We start from the raw sequence: 21,256 nt of genomic DNA, 5'->3' as shown, positions 1-21,256 counted from the left end.
GATCCGCGTCGAGGCACGGGGACGACAATGGGGCACGCCCCACTCGCCGCCCCCGCATGCCCTCCACCACGATCCTCTCCGTCTTCGCCCACCGGCCGATCGAGGGCCTGCTCGAGAACCACGCGGCCTATGCGGCGCGCTGGGGCTATGCGCACGAGGCCAGGGACAGCCTGCACGTGTTCGGCGACCGGCAGGCCGAGCTCTACAAGTACCACGCGATCTATGGCGCCCTGCTCGCGCTGGCCGAAGGCGGGCTGCTGCTGGTGCTCGACGAGTTCTCGGTGATCTACGGCCGGCAGAAGCTCGAGGAGGTGGCGCTGGGCCATGACTTCGTGGTCGTGTCGCAGGAACCCGGCGCCGGCCTGCCCACATCGAGCGGGATGATCCTGCGCAACACCGCCGAGGTCCGCGAGCGGCTGCGGCTGCTGGTGTTCCGTCTGTCGGTGAGCGTGGCGGGCGACCCGGACACGCTGGGCAAGTCCGCCGGCGAGCACCTGGGCGAGGCCTTCGCCGTGCATCCGCTCGAGAACCGCCTGGCCAACGGCTACTACAGCAGCATCCAGGCCGTCTGGGACGGCGGCGGCCGCGTCGCCATCGACCAGTTGCCGAAGGTGGTGCCGCTGGTCGCGCATGCCGCGCCGCGCTGGGAACGCCAGCATGGCGTGTGGCTGCCGACCTATGGCTACGACTTCCGCTACGTCAGCGTGCTGCTCGAGCAGGCGCGGGCCTTCGAGGAGGAACGGCCGCTCGACCTGCCGGCGCAGTGGGAGCAGGCCGCGCAGGAGGCACGGGGAGGCGAGTTGCACCTGAACCCGCAGGCGAAGATCGCCTTCGTCTCGTTCTACGACGCCAAGGTCGCGGGCTACGGCCGCATCCACGAAGACAACCTCGCGCGCTACTGCGAGCGCCACGGCTATGCCCATCACCTCTATCGCGAGCTGCCGGCCTTCGTGCCGGCGGGCGTGCAGGCCAACTGGGCCAAGATGCACCTGGTGCGCGAGCATCTGGCGCAGCACGAGCAGCTGTTCTGGATCGACGCCGACATCCTCGCGATCAACCAGCGTCTCGGCGTCGAGGACGTGCTCGGCGCGCGCGACTTCGTGATCGGCATGGACCACAGTGCCTGGCCCGCGAACTCGGGGCTGATGGGCTTCAGGCCCGGGCCGCGCATGCGGCAGTTCGTCGACCATGTCTGCGCGGCCATCGAAGCCGCGCCCGACAAGTCGAACGTCTATGCCGGCGGTGGCGACCAGGCCAGCGTGCTCGCGGGCATGCGCCATTTCGGGCTCGAGAACGCCGAGCACGTGATCGACGCGATCTCGCTCGCGCCGGCGCCGATCTACGCGACCCGCGACAGCCGCTTCGTGCACTTTCCGTCGCAGATCAATGCCTACCGGGCCGAGGCGATGCGGGCCTGGGACCGGTGGAGCCACGAACGCTGAAACCTCAGACGTTCTTCGCAAAGATGATGAAGCCCGTGCGGTCCGCGACCTTGTCGTAGAGCCGCTGCCCCGCGAGATTGGTCTCGTGCGTCTGCCAGTAGACGCGCTTCAAGCCGGCCTGCCGCGCACGCTCGTACACGCCCTCGATCAACTGCCGGCCCACGCCCTGCCCGCGCAGCGAGGGCAGCGTGAACAGGTCCTGCAGATAGCAGGTCGGCTCGATGCGCGTGGTGCTGCGGTGGAACAGGTAGTGCGTGAGGCCGACCAGCCGGCCCTCGCGCTCGGCCACGAGCGCATGCACGGGCTCGTAGGCGTCGAAGAAGCGCTGCCAGGTGGCCTGCGTGATCGCGTCGGGCAAGGCCGTCGGGCCCTCGCGCTCGTAGAAGGCGTTGTAGCCGTCCCACAGCGGCTTCCAGTCGGCGTAGTCGTCGCGCGTGGGCGGGCGGATCACGAGGGTCGAGTTCATGGCGTGTGCAATGCGCGGGTGCGCGTCGGGCGAAAAGCCGGCATTGCAACACGAACGGGCTGGGGCTCGGCTAAGGATTCGCTGAAGACGTCACGCTCAGGAAGAATTCCTCGAGTGCCGCTGCCGGCAGGTGGCCGCGCAGCCCGATCGCGACCACCGCCGCGCCTTCGGCATCGAGCGGCGCGGCAGCCCGCCGCAGCATGCCGTGGCGGCCCGCGTACTGGACTTCGGACCAGGTCTCGACACCGCCCTCGGCCTCGATCTTCAGCAGGCCCTTGAGCCGCAGCACGCCGGGCGGCATCGCGCGCATCCAGGCGCGCAAGGCCTCGGGCGCGAACGTGGCCGAAGGCCGCGCGCTCCAGGTCGCGAACTGCGCGCCATGGTCGGCGTGGTGCGCGTGCGCGTGCTCGTGATCGTGGCCGCAGCCCGGCACATCGCAATGCGCATGCGACATGGCCTGGCCCTGCAGCCCCGAGGCCAGCACGAGCGGCAGGTCCGACTGCGTGGTTGCGATCCGCGGCGTGCCCGGCACGGTCGCCTCGAGCCAGGCCGTGGCCGCGGCCAGCGCGGCATCGCCCGCGATGTCGGTCTTGTTGAGCACCACGAGGTCGGCCGACTTCGCCTGCCGCGCCAGCGTGTCGGCCAGCAGCGGATCGCGCGACTGCGCGGCGACCGCGCTCGCATCGACCAGCACCAGCACGGCCTGCAGGCTCAGCTCGGGCGCGGCCATGCCGATCTGCGCGATGCGCCAGGGGTCCGACACGCCGCTGGCCTCGATCACCACGGCGTCGAACGGCGGCTCGGCGTCGATCGTGCCTTGCAGCGCGCGCCCGAGGTCGTCACCGATCTGGCAGCAGACGCAGCCGTTGGTGAGCGCGACGGTGTCGCCATGGCGCGCGGCGATCAGGCCGGCATCGATGTTGAGCGCGCCGAAGTCGTTGACCAGCACCGCCATGCGCAGGCCCTCGGCCTCGGCCAGCCAGCGGTTGAGCAGCGTGGTCTTGCCGGCGCCGAGAAAGCCGCCGACGACAGTAAGCGGCAGCCGCCCAGTGCTCATGCCTCGAACACGCGGCCCGACAGCACCGTGCCCCACACGCGCAGGTCCTTGAGCCGCATCGGGTCGATGGCCAGCGGATCCTCCTCGAGCACGCAGAAGTCGGCGCGCTTGCCGCATTCGATGCTGCCGATCTCGCCATCGAGCTTGAGGGTCCAGGCCGCGCCCAGCGTGATGGCGCGCAGTGCCTGCTCGACCGTGATGCGTTCGGCCGCACCGAGCACGCGGCCCTTGGGCGTGACGCGGTTGACCGCGCACCAGGCGGTGAACAGCGGGCCCAGCGGCGTGACCGGCGCGTCGGAATGGATCGCCAGCGGCACGCCCGCGGCGAGCGCACTGCCGCAAGCATCGAGCCGGTTGGCGCGGTCGGGGCCCATGGTCATCTCGTAGTGCTGGTCGCCCCAGTACCAGATGTGGTTGGCGAACAGGTTGGCGCACAGGCCCAGCGCGGCCATGCGGCGGAACAGCGGCGCGTCGATCATCTGGCCGTGCTGCAGCGTGTGGCGGTGGTCGGGGCGCGGCGCGCGCGCGAGCACGCGGCCGATGGCGTCGATTGCGACCTCGCTGGCCTCGTCGCCGTTGGTGTGGGTGTGGATGGTGAGGCCGGCGCGGTGGTAGGTCTCGAAGTCGGCTTCGTACTGCGCGGGCGCGGTCACCCAGATGCCGTTGGGCGCGCCGTTGAAATGGCCGGGCCAGCGCAGCCGCGCCGAGAAGCCCTGGATCGAGCCGTCGAGCATCATCTTCACGAGGCCGTAGCGCAGCCGGTCGGTGTTGCGCGGCATCAGCGCCTGCACATGCTCCGCGCCTTGCGCCGCGCCATGCGTGCCGTGGAAGGCCTGGAACGCGGGCAGGATGCGCACCGCGAAATCCTCGGCGCCGGTGGCGCGCTCGAGCACGCCGCAATCTTCCTCGGTGAGCTTGTTGACCAGGTCGGTCGCGGTGGTCACGCCCTGCATGCAGGCCAGCCGCGCGAAGGAGCGCACGCCGGCCTCGGTCATCGGCGCCAGCAGGCCGGCATTGCCGATCTTGCGCAGCACCAGGAACATCGCGGCCGGCTCCTGCAGTTCGCCCGTGGGCTCGCCCGCGGCCGGCCCGGCGGCGAACTTGACCACGCCCTCGACCTCGTTGTCGCGCGTGATGTCGGCGATGCGCAGCATCGCGCTGTTGACGTTCATGAGGTGGCCGTTGGCATGGCCGATGACGATCGGCCGCGTGGCGCTCGCGCGGTCGACGTGCTCCACCGTCATGCGCTCGCCGCCGAAGTAGATCGGATCGAAGCCCCAGGCCACCAGCGGCTCGGACTCGGGCCGGCCCTCGGCCTGCATGCGCGCGGCGATCTCGGCCAGGCGCGCGACCACGGCCTCCATCGAGCGCAGGCCGCTCCAGACCTTGCCCTGCGGATCGCGCCGGTCGAACCAGCCGAGGTACGCCCAGTCCCACATGCTGCCTTCCTTGAGGTGGCAGTGGCCCTCGACCAGTCCCGGCATCAGCACCTTGGACGCGAAGCGCTCGTCGAGCGCGAAGTCGCCCCAGGCGCGCATGTCGTCGAGCGAGCCGACCGCGAGCACGCGGCCCTCGCGCACCGCGACATGGGTGGCCTCGGGCTGCATCGGGTTCATCGTGAGGATCTTGCGGGCGCTGTAGACGGTGGTGGCGGTCATGGATTCGGGAAGGAGGATGGACGGGGCGCGACGCGATGTTCGCGCGGATTCAATCGGCTTGCAGGCGCAGGGGCGGCAGCGGCAGGCCGTCGGCCAGCCCGACGCGGCGGCAGCGCACCCAGTGGCCGGGCACCACCTCGCGCAGCGGCGGCGGCTCGGCCGCGCAGGCCGGCTCGGCCACCGGGCAGCGGCCGGCGAAGCGGCAGCCGTGCGGCGGATCGATCGGGCTCGGCGGATCGCCCGTGAGCTTGATGCGGCCCGCGGCGCGGCGCCGGCCGCCGCCCACGGTGGGCACGGCCGACATCAGCGCCACGCTGTAGGGATGCAGCGGCTGCGCGAAGAAGGCGCGCCGCGGCGCGCGCTCCACGATCTGGCCCAGGTACATCACGGCGATGTCGTCGCAGATGTGCTCGACCACCGCCATGTCGTGCGAGATGAACAGGTAGGTCAGGCCCAGCTCGCGCTGCAGCCGCGCGAGCAGGTTGAGGATCTGGGCGCGAATCGCGATGTCGAGCGCCGACACCGGCTCGTCGCAGACCACGAGCTCGGGGTTGGTGGCGAGCGCGCGCGCGATGTTGATGCGCTGGCGCTGGCCGCCCGAGAACTGGTGCGGAAACAGCTGCTGCTGCTCGGGCCGCAGGCCCACGGCCTCGAACAGCTCGGCCACGCGGCGCGTGCGCTGCTCGGGCGTGCCCACCTGCATCAGGTCGAGCGGCGCGCGCACCGCAGCACCGGCGCGCTCGCGCGGGTTGAGCGAGGAGAACGGGTCCTGGAAGATGATCTGCATGCGCGTGCGCGAACGGCGCAGCGCCTCGCCCTCGAGCGCGCCGAGGTCGGTGTCGCCGAGCCGGATGCGGCCACCGGTCAGCGGCGACAGCCGCATCACGGCGAGCGCGGTGGTGGTCTTGCCCGAGCCAGACTCGCCGACCACGGCGAGCGTGCGGCCACGGCGGATCTCGAAGGACACGCCGTCCACCGCCTTCACCACCTCGGGCTTGCGACCCCAGCCGGCCCTGGCGCGCGGGAAGTGCACCTGCAGGTCGTCGACCGCGAGCAGCGTGTCCGCCGGTTCGATCAGGCTCATGCCGCCTCCTCCGCCAGCGCCTCGGCATGCAGCCAGCAGGCCGCGCCGTGCGAGCTGCCGCCATCGCCCTCGCCGGCCAGCGCGAACATCGGCGGCACCTCGTGCGCGCAGCGCGGCATGGCATGGCGGCAGCGCTCGCGGAAGGCGCAGCCGCTGCCCAGTTCCCAGATCGAGGGCACGACGCCGGGGATCTCGGCCAGGTCCTCGCGCGTGTCGTCCTCGAAGGCCGCGCTGCTACCGAGTTCGGGCAGGCAGTCGATGAGGCCGCGCGTGTAGGGATGGCCGGGCGCGGACAGCACCTGGTCGGCGCTGCCCTGCTCGATCACGCGACCCGCATACATCACCATCACGCGGTCGGCCATCTCGGCCACCGCGCCCATGTCGTGCGTGATCAGCAGGATCGCCGTGCCCTTCTCGCGCTGCAGTTCGCGCAGCAGGTCGAAGATCTGCGCCTGCACCGTCACGTCGAGCGCGGTGGTGGGCTCGTCGGCGATCAGGATGTCGGGCCGGCAGGCTAGCGCCATCGCGATCATCACGCGCTGGCGCATGCCGCCAGAGAGCTGGTGCGGATACTCGTCCACGCGCCGCTCGGGCGCGGGGATGCCGACCTGGCGCAGCATCTCGATGGCGCGTTCGCGCGCGGCCTGCGCATCGAGGCCCGCATGCAGCCGCAGCGATTCGCCGATCTGGTCTCCCACGCTGAACACCGGGTTCAGCGAGGTCATCGGTTCCTGGAAGATCATCGAGATGCGGTTGCCGCGCACCTCGCGCATGCGCGCGTCGGTGGCGCGCACCAGGTCCTCGCCCTGGAACAGTACGCGGCCGTCGCGGATGCGCCCCGGCGGCGAGGGAATGAGCCGCAGCAGCGCGAGCGCGGTCATGCTCTTGCCGCAGCCCGACTCGCCGACCACGCACAGCGTCTCGCCGGCGCGCAACTCGAAGTCCACGCCGTTGAGCACCAGCGCCTGGCCGCGGCGGGTCCTGAATTCGACGTGCAGGTCCTGCACGCGCAGCAGTGGCTCGCTCATCTCAGCGCTCCCTCAGCTTGGGGTTGAGGGCATCGTTGAGCCCGTCGCCGATCAGGCTGACCGCGAGCACGGTGACGAAGATCGCGGCGCCGGGAAAGGCCACGGCCCACCAGCACGACAGCACGTACTGGCGGCTCGAGCCGATCATCAGGCCCCAGCTCATCTGGTTCGGGTCGCCCAGGCCGAGGAAGGACAGGCCGGCCTCGAACAGGATCGCCGCGCCGATCGCCAGGGTGGCCGACACCACCAGCGGCGGCAGCGCATTGGGCAGGATCACCTTCCAGATGATGCGGGCGTCGCGCGCGCCGATGGCGCGCTCGGCGCGCACGAACTCCAGCCCCCGGTACTTGAGGAACTCGGCGCGCGTGAGCCGCGCGGTGCCGGTCCAGCTCACGACGCCGATGGCCAGCGTGACCGTGACCAGCGTGGGCGAGAACAGCGTCACCACCACCATCGCGAACAGCAGCGCGGGCAGCACCTGGAAGAACTCGGTGATCTTCATCAGCACCGCGTCGACCTTGCCGCCGTAGTAGCCGGCGAAGGCGCCGAGCGTGATGCCGATCAGCACCGACAGCAGCGCCGCCACCGCGCCCACCAGCAGGGTGGCGCGGCCGCCGTAGATCAGCGCGGTGAGCACATCGCGCCCGAGGTAGTCGCTGCCGAGCCAGGCCTCCTCGCTGAACGGCGGCGTGAGCGGCGCGGCCTTGATCTCGAAGGGATCGGCCGGATAGAGCCAGGGACCGGCGATCGCGACCGCGAGCACGATCAGCAGCAGCACCATGCCGGCGATGGCCGCGGGGTTGCGCAGGAACATGCGCGCGGCCTCGATGCCGGGGTGTTCGGCGCGCGGGCCGGCGGTGGCGCTCGTGCGCGCGGGCGCCACCGGCTTCGCGGCGGGCGCCGGGTCTGGGTCGAGGGTCATCGTGGAGGTCGCATTCATCGGGGAGGCGTCACGCGGTCTTGATGCGCGGATCGATCAGGCGGTAGCAGAGGTCCGTGAGCTGGTTCATCACCACCACCACGATGGAGGAGAACAGCAGCACGCCGAGGATGGTCGGGTAGTCACGCCGCAGCACCGAGTCGAAGGCCAGGCGGCCGAGCCCCGGCCAGTTGAAGACGGTCTCGACCAGGATCGCGCCCGCGAGCACGTTGCCGAACTGCAGCCCGAGCACCGTCACCACCGGCAGCAGCGCGTTGCGCAGCGCATGCTTGTAGAGCACCACGCGCTCGGCCAGGCCCTTGGCGCGCGCGGTGCGGATGAAGTCGGATCCGAGCACGTCGAGCATCGACGAACGCGCGAGCCGGCTGTACTGCGCGAGATAGACCAGGCTCAGCGTGATCGTGGGCAGCACCAGGTGGTGCGCGACGTCGAGCACGTCGGCCAGGCCGCCGCCGGTGGCGTCGATGGAGCGCATGCCGGCCACCGGCAGGATCGGGAACACCGAGGCCAGCAGGATCACCAGCATGATGCCGATCCAGAACACCGGCGCCGCGAAGCCCACCAGCGACAGCACGGTGATGAACTGCGACAGCAGCCCGTTGGGCCGGCGCGAGGACAGCACGCCGAGCGCCGTGCCGACGATGAAGGCCAGCAGCACCGAACTCAGCACCAGCAGCAAGGTCGCGGGCACGCGCTCGGCGATCATCTGCGTGACCGGCAGGTTGAAGAAGTAGGAATAGCCGAGGTCGCCGCGCAGCACCTTGCCGAGGTAGACGCCGAGCTGCACCGGCAGCGGCCGGTCGAGGCCGTACTGCGTGCGCAGCTCGGCCATGAGCTCGGGTGACATGCCGCCGCTCGCGCCCGCGATGGTCTCGACCGGATCGCCCGGTGCCGCGTGCACCAGCACGAAGTTCAGCACCACCACCGCGAGCACCAGGGCGAGGCCCTGCAGCAGGCGCGAGGCGGCGTAGCGGAGCATGCCCATGTGCGCCCCGCCTTACTTGAGGTAGACCTCGTCGAGCGGCGACAGCGGTCCCCAGATGGTGGTGGGCACGTTGCCGACCTTCTTGCTGGTGATCGTGTGGTAGGGCACCTGGTTGATGAACTCGATCGGCAGCTCGTCGGTCACGATCTTCTGGAAGGTGGCGTAGTAGGCCTTGCGCTGCGTCGGGTCGGTCAGGCCGCCGGCGGTGTTGAGCAGCTCGTCGACCTTCGGGTTGGCATAGGACTGGGTGTTGGTCCAGACGATGGGCTTGATGTTGGTCGACAGGTAGGTGCGGTGCACGCCGATGATCGGATCGCCCCAGTTGAAGACCGCGTCCATCGACATGTCGAAGTCGTGCGTGGCCAGCCGCTTGGCCCAGGCCGGGAAGTCGGCCGAGGCGCGCACCTCCACCGTGATGCCCACCTTCTTGAGCTGGCCGCGCACGTACTCGGCCACGTTCTTCTGCTGGTCGTCGCCGCCGGGCAGGTAGTCGATGGTGAGCTTGAAGCGCTCGCCGTTGGCGCCGGCCTTGTAGCCCGCGGCATCGAGCATCTCGCCGGCCTTCTTGAGGTCGAGCGGATAGCGCACCAGGTCGTTGACCGCGAACGGGCTGCTGGCCACCAGCGGGCCGTCGGACACGGTGGCGAAGCCGCCCATCAGCGCCTTGGTGATGAAGTTCTTGTCGATCGAGTGCGCGATCGCCTTGCGCACCTGCAGGTCGGACAGCGGCTTCTTCGCGGTGTTGAAGGCCAGCCAGTTGAGCGGGCCGATGCCGTCGTAGCCCTTGGGCGTGAGCGACACGCGCGGATCGCTGGCGAAGCGCTTGAGGTCGGTGGGCAGGGTCGCGAAGGGCAGCATCTGGATGTCGCCACGCTCCACGCCGAGCACCAGGCTCGCCATGTCGGGCGTGATGCTCACGATGACCTTGTCGAGGTAGGGCTTGCTGGGCAGGAAGAACTTGTCGAAGCGCTCCATCACGATGCGCTGCGAGGGCTTGAACTCCGTGACGCGGAACGGGCCCGAGCCGACCACGTCGGTGCTGTTGCGCGGATGGTTCTTGAGGTCGGTGCCGTCGCCGTAGATGTGCTTGGGCAGGATCGGGCACAGCGCGGGCGACATCGCGAGCACGATCGCCGGATGCGGCGCGCTCATGCGGATGATGGCGGTGTAGGGATCGGGCGTGTCGACCTTCTCGACCGGGCCCAGCATGGTGGTGAAGGGATGGTTGGCCTTGATGGCCATGATCGAGAACGCGACGTCGGCCGAGGTGATGGGCTTGCCGTCGTGGAACACGGCGTTCTTGCGCAGGTTGAGCGTGAGCGACTTCGCGTCGTCGGCGAGCTTCCACGATTCGGCCAGGTAGGGCTGCGGGTTCCACTTGTCGTCGAAGCGCAGCGGGCTCGCGAAGATCTGCGCCGAGGGCAGCGCAGTGGCGATGCCCGACTGCACGGCGCCGTTGAGGTGGCGCGGCGTCTGCGTGCTGCCGATCACCAGCGTGCCGCCACGCTTGGGTTCTTGCGCGGCGGCGGGCAGGGAGCACAGCGCGAGCGCGGCCAGCGAGGCCGCCGACAACAGGGTGACACGGCGCGTGAAGCGGGAGAGCGGAAACGGCATGCGGGACCTCTGGATGGCTACTCGAAGATGAAGCGGCGCGCGGTGCGGCGCCGACGAGATCGACGATAGGCCCGCGAGCAGGTGCCACGAAGAGCCACGTGGCACCGATCCGCAGGGCCAGACGCTGCGGGTTTGCCCCGTTGTGCGGCGTGCGATGCGCCGTTTGCGGGAAGGCGCACCGGATGCGGGAGCGCGCTGGTGCCGGCGCGCGCTACTTCTCGTCCTTGAGCCAGTACCACTTGTAGAGCATGCGCTGGCCCATGCGGCGGAACGGCGCGAAGGCCTGCGACTCGACCAGGCCCATCACGTTGGGGAAGGGCAGCGGCGAGTCGTAGATCGGCAGCTCGAACACCTCGCGGCCCGCATCGCGGCCCGCGATGCGCTCGGCCAGGCGCTTGCCGGCCCAGGTCGAGAACGAGACGCCGTTGCCGCCATAGCCCACCGCGTACCAGATCTTCTTCGACGCATCGGGCTGCGTGATGCGCGGCATCATGTCGTGGCTCATGTCGACCCAGCCCCACCACGAGTGGTCGATGCGGATGTTGGCGAGCGGCGGAAACTTGCGCGCGATCGCGTCGGTGAGCAGCTTCAGGTGCACCGGCGCCTCGGCATCGGCGCCGCTGACCGAGCTGCGGCTGCCGATCTGCAGCCGGTTGCCCTCGAGCAGCCGGTAGTAGAAGCGCAGCGTGCGCGTGTCGGTGAGGAAGGTCTTGGAGCGGAAGTTGGTGGCCTTGAGCTCGGCCTCGGTGAGCTCGCGCGTGACCACCGAGTTCGAGAGGATCGGCATCACGCGGTTCTTCAACAGCGGGCTCAGCGCCTGGCCCGTGTAGCCGCCGGTGCACACCGCCACGCGGCGCGCGCGCACCGTGCCGCCGGGCGTGCGCAGGTGGTGCACGCCGTCGATGGTCTGCCAGCCCTGCACCGGGCTCGAGGTGTGGACCTTCACGCCGAGCGCGCGTGCGCGCCGCAGCAGCCCGAAGGTGAACTTCAGCGGATGGATGCCCACGCCCTCGGCCTCGAACATCGCGCCCACGGTCTCGCGCTCGTCGCAGTAGTCGCTGCGCACTTCCTCGGCGCTCATCATGCGCGTGGCATAGCCGAAGGTGTCGCGCATCAGCGCGGCCTCGGCGGCGAGCACCGGCAGCTTCTCGCGGCGGTGCGCGAGGTAGAGGTGGCCGCCGTCGAAGGCATCGCAGTCGATCTGCTGCGCGAGCGCCTTGAAGTTCTCGAAGCCCGCGCGGATCTCGGCGTCGAGCTTCTTCGCGGTATCGAGGCCCCAGCGCGCGATCCACTGCGAGCGCTTGAGGCGGCCGCTGGCGTTCTGGCCCTGGCCGCCGCTGCGGCTCGAGCAGCCCCAGGCCGCCTGGTTGGCCTCGAGCACGGTGGCGCGGATGCCGTGCTCCTGCGCGAGGTAGAGCGCGGTCGACATGCCGGTGGCGCCCGAGCCCACGATCGCCACGTCGACGTCGATGTCCTGCACCAGCGGGCCGTCGTCCTCGGGCGGCGTGCCCGCGCTCGCAACCCACCAGGTGGGCGCATAGGCGCGGCCGGCGCCGGGGTCGGGCGCGAGCAGCGGGTCGTAGCGCGGGTCGTAGGGCCGCGAGGGCGTGGCGGGCACGGGCTCGGCGGAAGCGAAGTGCGTGGCGGTACCGGTCGTCATGGCCTTGTCTACTTGGCCGCGGGCAGGTTCGGCCTTGCCTTGCGGAACACGTTCTTGAGCTGGATCTTCCCGTCCTTGAAGGTGAAGACGTCGATGCCATCGGTCTCGATGCGGCTGCCGTCGGCGGCGGTGCCGGTGAAGGTCCACTGCGAGGTGCCGAAGTCGCCGTGCACGAAATGCACGCCGTCGATCCACTGCGCGTCGGGCACGGCCTGCCAGGCGGCCGCGAAGGCCTTGCGCACGGCCTCGGTGCCCGTGTGGCGGGTGCCGCAGGCATCGGGGCCGGCGGCGGTCTGGAACACGCAGTCGTCGCTCATGAAGCTCATCAGCGCATCGATGTCGTGGCGGTTCCAGGCCGCGCTGAAGGCGGCGAGGGTGTCGGTGGTCACGGGCGGGAAAGAAGAGGACATGGCGCTCGGATTGAAGTCTTTGGGGAATGAATGGAGCCGAGGGTAGGCAGCGGGCGGGACGCGCGATAGGGCCAGATGCGGGGATTCGACCGAGCCAGAGCGCACCGGCATGCGCGCTCGCCAGAGGCCTGCCCTAAACTGCGGCGACCATGGCAAGCCATCCCCGAGCCACCCAGTGGGCGCAGCTCTTCGCGCTGCCCGACCAGCCCGCGCTGCCGCTGCAGGCGCGGCTGCGCGCCGCGGTGGTGCAGGCCATCCTCGAGGACCACCTGAGCCCGGGCGCGTCGCTGCCCTCCTCGCGCGAGCTCGCGGTGCTGCTGGGCCTGAGCCGCAACACCGTGACCTCGGCCTACCTGCAGCTGATCGACGAGGGCTTTCTCGAGGCGCGTCCGCGCAGCGGCGTGTTCGTGGCGCGCAATGCGCGCCCGCCCGCGGCGGCGCCGGCCGAACCGCTGGTGGGACGCAGCGGGCAGTCGGGCCAGCCGCCCGACTGGTCGCAGCGCGTGCTGCGCTCGCTGGTGGACCAGCCCACGCTGTCCAAGCCCGAGCGCTGGCGCGACTATCCCTATCCCTTCGTCTACGGCCAGCACGACCCGCTGCTGTTTCCGACCGAGGACTTCCGCGAGTGCTGCGCGCGCAGCCTGGCGCGCTCGCAGCTGCAGCACTGGACGCCCGACTTCGAGACCGACGACGTGCCCGACCTGATCGAGCAGATCCGCACGCGCCTGCTGCCCAAGCGCGGCGTGTTCGCGCTCAAGGAGGAGATCATCGTCACGCTCGGCGCGCAGCATGCCTACTACCTGCTGGCCGACACGCTGTTCGACACCCACACGCGCGTGGGCCTCGAGGAGCCCGGCCATCCGCATGCGCGCAACAGCTTCTCGCTGCGCCAGCCCAGGTGGGTGGAGGTGGCGGTCGATGAAGACGGGCTGGTGGTCGATGCATTGCCCGCGGCCGACTACCTGTTCGTCACGCCCTCGCACCAGAGCCCGACCACCGCCACCCTGAGCCTGGAGCGCCGCCAATGGCTGCTGCGCAAGGCCGAGCTGCAGGACTTCGTGATCATCGAGGACGACTACGAGGCCGAGAACCTCTACGAGGGCACGCCGATGCCGGCGCTCAAGAGCCTGGACAAGACCGGACGCGTGATCTACGTGGGCTCGGTATCGAAGAGCCTGTCGCCCGCGCTGCGGCTGGGCTTCATCGTCGCGCCGCGCGCGCTGATCAAGGAGCTGCGCGCCATCCGTCATGCGATGGTGCGGCATCCGAGCGCGTTCCTGCAGCATGCCTATGCGCTGTTCCTCTCGCTGGGCCATCACGAGTCGCATGCGCGGCGCGTGAACCACGCGATGCAGGAACGGCTCGCGCTGGCGGCGCAGGCGCTGCGCGACCACCTGCCCGATTTCGAGTTCAGGCTGCCGCAGGGCGGCGCGTCGCTGTGGGTGCGCGCGCCGGCCTGGGTCGACGCGGGCGAGCTGTCGCTGATGGCGCGCAGCCACGGCGTGCTGATCGAGGCCGGCGACGTGTTCTTCGCGAAGCCGCCCTATCCGTGCCCCTTCTTCAGGCTGCGGCTGTCGTCGATACCGGCGGCGCAGATCTCGGCCGGCATCCGCGCGCTGGGGCTGGCGGTGGAAGAGCTCGCGGCCGCGCGCGGCGAGCGCCGTCCCGCGGGCGGGCGCACGCACTGAAGAAGCTGAAAAAGCGCCCATGAAAAAGGCCGCGACATGCGCGGCCTCGTTGCTGGGCGATCGGCGAACCGATCAGCTCGGCTCGGGCGTCTTGAACAGCGCCGCGATCTTGCGCTTGCTCTTGATGTTGCTCGACACGCCGGTGCGCGCGGGCGCGGCCTTGGCCGCGGCTTCCCAGGCCGGCGCGGCCTCGCTGTTGCTGGTGCCGGGCTCGTAGGGCTTGTCGAAGAAGGGATCGCGCGGCGCCGAGGGCGCGCGGTGCGGGCGTCCGCCGCCGCGCCGCGCATCGCTGCCGTAGCCACGTTCGCGCGGCTGGTCGAGCACGTCGCGCGCATCGCCGGCCTCGCCCTCTTCGCGCCAGTGGCGGCGGCCGTCGTTGATGCGGCCGCGCGGGCGGTCTTCCTCGAACTCGACCGGCTCGAGCTCGATCTTCTTCTTGATCAGCTTCTCGATGTCGGCCACCAGGCGCGCATCGTTGCCGCCGCTCGCGAAGCTCACGGCCAGGCCCGAGGCGCCGGCACGGCCCGTGCGGCCGATGCGGTGCACGTAGTCCTCGGCGTTGAACGGGATGTCGAAGTTGAAGACCGCGGGCACGTCCTTGATGTCGAGGCCGCGGGCCGCGACGTCGGTGCACACCAGCAGGTCGACCTCGCCGGCCTTGAAGGCGGCAAGCGCCTTCAGGCGCTCGTCCTGGCTCTTGTCGCCATGCAGCGCCGAGGTGCGCAGGCCGTCGCGCTCGAGCGTGCGCGCGAGCCGGGCGCAGCCCAGCTTGCTGTTGACGAACACGAAGGCCTGTGTGATGCCGCGCTGGCGCACGATCTGCTTGAGCGCGCGGCGCTTGTCGTCGTCGGACACGCTGTAGAAGTGCTGCTCGACGGTGGAGGCGGTCTCGTTGGGACGCGCCACCTCGATGGTCACCGGGTTCTGCAGGTAGCTGCCGGCCAGGCGCTTGATCTCGGGCGAGAAGGTGGCCGAGAACAGCAGCGTGGTGCGCTGCTTGGGCAGGTAGCTGAGGATGCGCTGCAGGTCGGGCAGGAAGCCGATGTCGAGCATGCGGTCGGCCTCGTCGAGCACCACGTACTCGACCTGGTTGAGCACCGCGTTCTTGGCCTCGATGTGGTCGAGCAGCCGGCCCGGCGTGGCCACCAGCACCTCGACGCCCTTCTTCAACTCCAGCGTCTGCGGCTTCATGTCGATACCGCCGAACACCACCGTGCTGCGCAGGTTGGTGTACTTGGCATAGAGCTTGATCTGCTGCGCCACCTGGTCGGCGAGTTCGCGCGTGGGCAACAGCACGAGGGCCCGCACCGGATGCCGCGCGGGCGAGGTGGAGGCGTTCTCGTGCTTGAGCATGCGCTGCAGCAGGGGCAGCGAGAACGCCGCGGTCTTGCCGGTGCCGGTCTGCGCTGCGCCCATCACGTCCTGGCCCGAAAGCACGACCGGAATGGCCTGCTCCTGGATCGGCGTCATGGTCTCGTAGCCCATTTCGGCCACGGCACGCGCCAGCGGAGCCGCCAGCGATAGGTTGGAGAAGGAACTTGTCATTGAGCCCGCTATTGTCGCACTGCCGCAAAAAACGGCAGTGACCGCGCGATGACAACGTCCGCTTTCACGGCATTGCTATTTATTCAATAGCAAACAACGTAGCACTGGCGCGCGGTCCAAGATGTCGCGCTGTCAGGCAATCGTGTGCAACCATCAGAGGTTGCGCGCGTTGAAGGTGTCGCAGGCCTGCACGCTGCCCGTTTGATAGCCGGTTCCGAACCAGCGCTGGCGCTGCGCGCTGGTACCGTGCGTGAAGCTGTCGGGCACCACCGCGCGCCCCGCGGAGCGCTGCAGGGCGTCGTCGCCGATCTTCTGCGCGGCATTCATCGCGGACTCGATGTCGCCCGGGTCGAGCCACTTCTTCGACTCCTGCGAGTGGTGCGCCCAGATGCCCGCGAAGCAGTCGGCCTGCAGCTCGACGCGCACGCTCATCGCGTTGTTCTGGCTCTGGCTCAGGCGCCGGCGCATGCCGTCGACCTTGGCCGTGATGCCGAGCTCGTCCTGCACGTGATGGCCGACCTCGTGCGCGATCACATAGGCCTGCGCGAACTCGCCCGGCGCGCCGAGCTGGTTCTTGAGCGTGTCGTAGAAGCCGAGGTCGATGTAGACCTTCTTGTCGCCCGGGCAGTAGAACGGCCCCATGGCCGATTCGCCGGTGCCGCAGGCCGTGGGCGTGGCGCCGCGGAACAGCACGAGGCGCGGCGCGTGGTAGGTACCGCCGTTCTTCTGGAAGATGTCGCTCCAGACCACCTCGGTGTTGCGCAGCACGGTGCTGACGAAGGCGGCCTCGCGGTCGTTGGCCGGCGGCTTGGGCGCCGGGCCCTGTTGCTGCTGCTGCACCGGTGCCGGGCCGCCGCCACCGCTGAGCAGGCTCAGCACGGTGAGCGGATTGATGCCGAAGACCCAGCCCGCGATCAGCGCGACGGCGATGGTGCCGATGCCGATCCCGCGGCCGCCGATGAAGCCGCCGCCACCACCACCGCCACCCTCGCCGCGGCGGTCTTCCACGTTGTCGGATTGCTCGTTGCCTTCCCATCTCATCGCACGCTCCTTGCCGGCCTCTTGCTGGGGTTTTGGCCGGTGATCGCCGGATGGTAGCGGCCCCGGCGCGTGCCGGGGTAACCGGGCGTCAGCGCAGGCCGCGCGCGCATGGCGGAGACGCGCTCGAACGCCGGATCAGGTCTTGGGCAGCGTCACGCCGCGCTGGCCCTGGTACTTGCCGCCGCGGTCCTTGTAGCTGGTCTCGCAGACCTCGTCGCTCTCGAAGAACAGCACCTGGGCGCAGCCCTCGCCCGCATAGATCTTGGCCGGCAGCGGCGTGGTGTTGCTGAACTCGAGCGTCACGTAGCCTTCCCATTCGGGCTCGAAGGGCGTGACGTTGACGATGATGCCGCAGCGCGCATAGGTGCTCTTGCCCAGGCAGATGGTCAGCACGTTGCGCGGGATGCGGAAGTACTCGACGGTGCGCGCCAGCGCGAAGCTGTTGGGCGGGATGATGCAGTAGTCGCCGTGCATGTCGACGAAGCTCTTCTCGTCGAAGTTCTTCGGGTCGACCACCGTGCTGTGGATGTTCGTGAAGACCTTGAATTCGGGCGCGCAGCGGATGTCGTAGCCGTAGCTCGAGGTGCCGTAGCTGATGATCTTGTGGCCGTCGGACTCGCGCACCTGGCCGGGCTCGAAGGGCTCGATCATGCCGTGCTGCTCGGCCATGCGCCGGATCCATTTGTCGCTCTTGATGCTCATATGCGGTCGCTGCTGCGGGGGGAACGGGCGCGAATTGTGGCACGGCAGGCAGCGCCGCCCTGCCCCGCCTACCCAGCCTGCGAGATCACCGTGCGCTCGACCAGCCGGTCGTCGCCCAGCACGATCAGCGCGAACAGCAGCTCCTCGAGGCCGTTCGCCCGCGCGGTCTTGCGCTCCAGCAGCGGCGTGGCCTTGGGATTCAGCACCAGGAAGTCGGCCTCGCAGCCCGGCTGCAGGTTGCCGACCACGCCGTCGAGCCCCAGCGCGCGCGCCGCGCCGCCGGTGTGGCGCCACCAGAGTTCCGAGGGCGCGATGCTCAGGCCGGCCTTGGTCTGGCCCTCGCGGCCCACGTAGTAGGCGGCCATCATGGTGTGGAAGGGGCTGAAGCTGGTGCCGCCGCCCACGTCGCTGGCCAGGCCGTAGGGGTGGCCCACCTGGTCGGCCCGGCCGAAGTCGAAGAAGCCGCTGCCCAGGAACAGGTTGCTGGTCGGGCTCACGGCCGCGGCGGTCTTCGTCTCGCGCAGCAGCGCGCGGTCGGTGTCGTCGAGGTAGATGCAGTGCGCGTAGACGGCGCGCTCGCGCATCAGGCCGAAGCCGGCGTAGACGTCGAGGTAGGAACGCGCCTGCGGATACAGCTCGCGCACCCAGGCCACCTCGTCGCGGTTCTCGGCCACGTGCGACTGGATCCAGGTGTCGGCGTACTTCGCGGCCAGCTCGCCGGCGCCGCGCATCTGCGCGTCGGTGCTCGCGGGCGCGAAGCGCGGCGTGATGGCGTAGCCGAGCCGGTCGACGCCGTGCCACTTGCGGATCAGCGCCTCGGAATCGATCAGGCTCTGCTCGGTCCGGTCGCGCACGCCGTCGGGCGAGTTGCGGTCCTGCAGCACCTTGCCGGTGATCATGCGCAGGCCGCGGCGCCGGGCGTCCTCGAAGAAGGCATCGACCGAGGCCACGTGCGAGGTCGCGAAGGTCAGCGAGGTGGTGACGCCGTTGCGCAGCAGTTCGTCGAGGAAGAAGCCGGCCACTTCCTTCGAATGGGCCGGGTCGGCGAAGCGGCTCTCGGCCGGGAAGGTGTAGTTCTCGAGCCAGGGCAGGAGGCCCGGCGAGGGCGAACCGATGATGTCGGTCTGCGGGAAATGGATGTGCATGTCCACGAAGCCCGGCGCGAGGATGCGCCCCGGCAGGTGCGTGGTGTGGACCTCGGGATGGCGCGGCGCCACGGCGGCGTGGCTGCCCGCATCGAGCACGCGCTGGCGGCCGGCGGCATCGGGGCCGACGACCAGCAGGCCGTCTTCGTCGAACTGGGGGAGACCTGCGGCATCGAAGCGCAGCAGGGAGGCGCGGTAGGCTTTTTTCATCGTGGAGACCGAGCGTAATGCAGCCTCGCGCCGCCGCAATTTCCATGCGCGTATGAGCGCTATATGGCGCGCCGCCTGCGGGTTATCCCGAGGCCGGGGCCTGGAAACGGCGAAGCCGGGCCATGGCGGCCCGGCCGGAAAACCCCGACGCCCGCGGTCTCAGGACTTCGCGAGCACCTTGCCGAGCGCGAACACCGAGTTCGGCACGTTGGTCGGGCGGGCGACGCTGGGCGCGGCCTGGCGCGAGGTCGCGTGACGGACCACCGCGGGCGCCTTGGCCTGGGTCGCGTTGCGCGCGAGCTGCTCGTCCATCAGGTGCTGCAGCGTGACCGAATCGAGGAACTCCACCATGCGGCTGTTGAGCGATGCCCAGAGCTCGTGCGCGGTGCAGCGCACGCCTTCTTCCTCGCTCGCGGAGGCCGAGGACGGCGCCGCTTCGGCGGCATCGACCGCGAACACGATGTCGGCCACCGTGATGCGGGCGGCCTTGCGGCCCAGCGAGTAGCCGCCGCCCGGGCCGCGCGTGGAGGCGACCAGTTCGTGCCGGCGCAGCTTGCTGAACATCTGCTCCAGATAGGACATCGAAATCTTCTGCCGCAGGCTGATGGCAGCCAGCGTGACCGGACCGGTGGTCTGGTGCAGGGCCAGATCGATCATGGCGGTGACCGCAAAGCGGCCCTTGGTGGTGAGACGCATCTCATCTCTCCTTCGTGCTTCTTGTAGACGTGAGGCCATTGCGGCCCCGGGGCGAAGCTTCCTTTGTTGTTATGCGTTCTTCCAGAAACTCGACGCCGGAGTATCGGGCCTCGCGGACCGACTACCGGCAGATCCCGCCATTGTCGGCGAAAGATCTGCCTTTTTGGCACCGGAAAAGCACTGAAGCCTTCCCGAACACCGGCATAGGCCTGTCCGACACGAAAAACGGCATTCGGTTCCCGAACCCGCCGACGGGCGTTCCGCTCAGCGCGCGATCCGCCCCTGCACGCCCTCGGCCAGCCAGTTCATCCGCAGGATCTGCTCGTCGGACAGCTGGCTGCCCTTGGCGATGACGGTGCGGCCCTCGTTGTCGCGCACCTCGGCCGCCACGGCGCGGAACGGCTGCAGCCGGCCGGCCGCGATGTCCTGCTGGCGCGCCAGCACCTCCTGCTGCACGGCCTGGGGCACCCTGGTGCCGAAATCGCCGACCCGGATCATTCCTTCCTTCACGCCGCCCCAGAGGTTGGCGCTCTTCCAGCTGCCGTCGAGCACCGCGCGGGCGCGCTGGGTGTAGTAGCCGCCCCACTGGTGCGTGACCGCGACCACCTGGGCGTCGGGCGCGATCTTGCGCATGTCGGAGTGGTAGGCGATCGCCAGCTTGCCGCGCTCCTGGGCCGCCGCCATCACCGCGGTCGAGCCGGTGTGGAAGGCGATCACGTCCACCGACTGGTTGAACAGGGTCATGGCCGCGTCGCGCTCCTTCGGCGGATCGAACCACTCGTTGAGCCAGACCACGCGCACGGTGGCCTTCGGATTCACCGAACGCATGCCGAGCGTGAAGGCGTTGATGCCCTGCAGCACCTCGGGAATCGGGAAACCCGCCACGTAGCCCGCGACGTTGCTCTTCGTCATGCGCCCGGCCGCCACGCCGGCCAGGTAGCGGCCCTCGTAGTAGCGCGCATTGGCGGTCGCCACGTTGGGCGCGGTCTTGTAGCCGGTGATCGACTCGAACTTCACCTCGGGGAAGTCGCGCGCCACCTTGAGCGTGGGCTCCATGTAGCCGAAGCTCGGCGTGAAGATCAGCCGGTGGCCCTGCTGCGCGAGGTCGCGGATCACGCGCTCGGCATCGGCGCCCTCGGCCACGTTCTCGACATAGGTGGTCTTGACGCGGGCGCCGAGCGCCGCTTCCACGGCCTTGCGGCCCTCGTCGTGCTGGCGCACCCAGCCGGCCTCGGTCAGCGGCGTGACATAGACGAAGCCGATCTTCAGCGGCGGCGCGGGTTGGGGTTGGGAGTGGGCCCGGGAGTGGGCGGACAACAGAAAACAGGCGGTCAGCCACGCCACCAAGGCGCGGCCCGCGAGGTTTTTGTACATGGTGTTCCTCTACATGGCCCCGGTCAAAAGAAAGCCCCGCACCGGCCGGGACGCCCGGTGCAGGGGCGGGCATTCTACTTGTCGAAGGCCGGGTCGACCGGCACCCGGTAGCCGTTGACCAGCCGGTTGGTCTCGTTGGCCATGCCGACCACGGCCATCAGCTCGGCGAACATCGCCGGCGTCATGCCGGCCTTCTCGGCACCCGCGTGGTGGCTCGCGATGCAGTAGTTGCAGCCGTTGCTGACGCTCACGGCCAGGTAGACCATCTCCTTGACCACCGGGTCGAGCGCGCCGGGCGCCATCACCTCCTTGAGGCTGGACCAGGTGCGCCGCAAGGTGGCGGGGTCGTTCGCGAGGTACTTCCAGAAGTTGTTGACGTCGGGCACGTTGCGCGTGGCCTTGATGTCGTCGAACACGGCGCGGACCTCGTCCGGGGCGTTCGCGTATTCGATGGGCTGGGGTTTCATGCGGTGTTCTCCTGGGTGTCTGTGGCCGGACGCCCATTAGAGCG

At 69.8% G+C, this 21,256-nt stretch carries 19 protein-coding genes; 2 read left to right on the top strand and 17 right to left on the bottom strand.

Annotated features, from left to right (window positions below):
• Positions 1 to 56: 56 nt before the first annotated feature.
• Complete coding sequence (locus tag ACEN9J_RS28355; protein ID WP_413762662.1) at positions 57 to 1,442, top strand: hypothetical protein; 1,386 nt, start codon at positions 57 to 59, stop codon at positions 1,440 to 1,442.
• Positions 1,443 to 1,446: 4 nt separating this feature from the next.
• Here ACEN9J_RS28355 and ACEN9J_RS28350 read toward each other — a convergent pair whose 3' ends face one another.
• The 10 genes from ACEN9J_RS28350 to ACEN9J_RS28305 form a co-directional block, all read right to left on the bottom strand.
• Positions 1,447 to 1,908 (bottom strand): N-acetyltransferase family protein, encoded by a 462-nt coding sequence (locus ACEN9J_RS28350; protein ID WP_413762661.1) that lies wholly within the window; start codon positions 1,906 to 1,908, stop codon positions 1,447 to 1,449.
• Positions 1,909 to 1,978: 70 nt separating this feature from the next.
• Positions 1,979 to 2,965, bottom strand: a complete 987-nt coding sequence (locus tag ACEN9J_RS28345) for a CobW family GTP-binding protein (protein ID WP_413762660.1) — start codon at positions 2,963 to 2,965, stop codon at positions 1,979 to 1,981.
• A complete protein-coding gene (locus ACEN9J_RS28340) occupies positions 2,962 to 4,623 on the bottom strand; it encodes an amidohydrolase (RefSeq protein ID WP_413762659.1) in 1,662 nt (553 codons plus the stop codon). Before ACEN9J_RS28340 ends, ACEN9J_RS28345 begins: the two co-directional genes overlap by 4 nt.
• A gap of 49 nt (positions 4,624 to 4,672) precedes the next feature.
• Positions 4,673 to 5,707, bottom strand: a complete 1,035-nt coding sequence (locus ACEN9J_RS28335) for an ABC transporter ATP-binding protein (RefSeq protein WP_296783267.1) — start codon at positions 5,705 to 5,707, stop codon at positions 4,673 to 4,675.
• The gene (locus ACEN9J_RS28330; RefSeq protein WP_413762658.1) at positions 5,704 to 6,735 is read right to left on the bottom strand and encodes an ABC transporter ATP-binding protein; all 1,032 of its coding nucleotides are present in this window, start codon (positions 6,733 to 6,735) and stop codon (positions 5,704 to 5,706) included. The genes ACEN9J_RS28335 and ACEN9J_RS28330 overlap by 4 nt, the downstream gene beginning before the upstream one ends.
• Position 6,736: 1 nt before the next feature.
• Positions 6,737 to 7,657, bottom strand: coding sequence for an ABC transporter permease (locus tag ACEN9J_RS28325; RefSeq protein ID WP_057592025.1), 921 nt, complete (start codon positions 7,655 to 7,657; stop codon positions 6,737 to 6,739).
• Between the two features lie 28 nt (positions 7,658 to 7,685).
• A complete protein-coding gene (locus tag ACEN9J_RS28320; RefSeq protein WP_413762657.1) occupies positions 7,686 to 8,660 on the bottom strand; it encodes an ABC transporter permease in 975 nt (324 codons plus the stop codon).
• 12 nt (positions 8,661 to 8,672) lie between these two features.
• A complete protein-coding gene (locus ACEN9J_RS28315) occupies positions 8,673 to 10,274 on the bottom strand; it encodes an ABC transporter substrate-binding protein (RefSeq protein ID WP_413762656.1) in 1,602 nt (533 codons plus the stop codon).
• Between the two features lie 211 nt (positions 10,275 to 10,485).
• Positions 10,486 to 11,934 (bottom strand): NAD(P)/FAD-dependent oxidoreductase, encoded by a 1,449-nt coding sequence (locus ACEN9J_RS28310; protein WP_413762655.1) that lies wholly within the window; start codon positions 11,932 to 11,934, stop codon positions 10,486 to 10,488.
• A gap of 8 nt (positions 11,935 to 11,942) precedes the next feature.
• Entirely contained in the window at positions 11,943 to 12,344 is a 402-nt protein-coding gene (locus tag ACEN9J_RS28305; protein WP_057591954.1) for a nuclear transport factor 2 family protein, read from the bottom strand.
• A 149-nt stretch (positions 12,345 to 12,493) separates the two neighbouring features.
• Between ACEN9J_RS28305 and ACEN9J_RS28300 the strand changes: the two genes are divergently transcribed.
• Positions 12,494 to 14,032, top strand: a complete 1,539-nt coding sequence (locus tag ACEN9J_RS28300) for a PLP-dependent aminotransferase family protein (RefSeq protein ID WP_057591955.1) — start codon at positions 12,494 to 12,496, stop codon at positions 14,030 to 14,032.
• 72 nt (positions 14,033 to 14,104) lie between these two features.
• On the opposite strand, the gene ACEN9J_RS28295 is transcribed toward ACEN9J_RS28300, so the two are convergent.
• From ACEN9J_RS28295 to ACEN9J_RS28265, 7 genes are all read right to left on the bottom strand, one after another.
• Entirely contained in the window at positions 14,105 to 15,577 is a 1,473-nt protein-coding gene (locus ACEN9J_RS28295) for a DEAD/DEAH box helicase (RefSeq protein WP_413762654.1), read from the bottom strand.
• Positions 15,578 to 15,730: 153 nt separating this feature from the next.
• A complete protein-coding gene (locus ACEN9J_RS28290; protein WP_057591957.1) occupies positions 15,731 to 16,618 on the bottom strand; it encodes a neutral zinc metallopeptidase in 888 nt (295 codons plus the stop codon).
• Positions 16,619 to 16,753: 135 nt separating this feature from the next.
• Positions 16,754 to 17,320, bottom strand: a complete 567-nt coding sequence (gene dcd / locus ACEN9J_RS28285; RefSeq protein WP_057591958.1) for a dCTP deaminase — start codon at positions 17,318 to 17,320, stop codon at positions 16,754 to 16,756.
• Positions 17,321 to 17,388: 68 nt separating this feature from the next.
• Complete coding sequence (gene guaD, locus ACEN9J_RS28280; RefSeq protein ID WP_413762653.1) at positions 17,389 to 18,675, bottom strand: guanine deaminase; 1,287 nt, start codon at positions 18,673 to 18,675, stop codon at positions 17,389 to 17,391.
• Positions 18,676 to 18,834: 159 nt separating this feature from the next.
• On the bottom strand, positions 18,835 to 19,371 hold the full coding sequence (locus ACEN9J_RS28275) for an Rrf2 family transcriptional regulator (RefSeq protein ID WP_057591960.1): 537 nt from the start codon (positions 19,369 to 19,371) through the stop codon (positions 18,835 to 18,837).
• A gap of 264 nt (positions 19,372 to 19,635) precedes the next feature.
• Positions 19,636 to 20,745: a BMP family ABC transporter substrate-binding protein gene (locus ACEN9J_RS28270; RefSeq protein WP_413762652.1), complete on the bottom strand. Its 1,110-nt coding sequence runs from the start codon at positions 20,743 to 20,745 to the stop codon at positions 19,636 to 19,638.
• A gap of 74 nt (positions 20,746 to 20,819) precedes the next feature.
• Complete coding sequence (locus ACEN9J_RS28265; protein WP_057591963.1) at positions 20,820 to 21,212, bottom strand: carboxymuconolactone decarboxylase family protein; 393 nt, start codon at positions 21,210 to 21,212, stop codon at positions 20,820 to 20,822.
• Positions 21,213 to 21,256: the final 44 nt, after the last annotated feature.

It is taken from the genome of Variovorax sp. Varisp41 (genome assembly GCF_047325085.1).
GTDB lineage: Bacteria > Pseudomonadota > Gammaproteobacteria > Burkholderiales > Burkholderiaceae_C > Variovorax.
The sequence above is the reverse complement of the archived record's forward strand: the minus strand, read 5'-3'. Positions and strand labels throughout refer to the sequence as shown.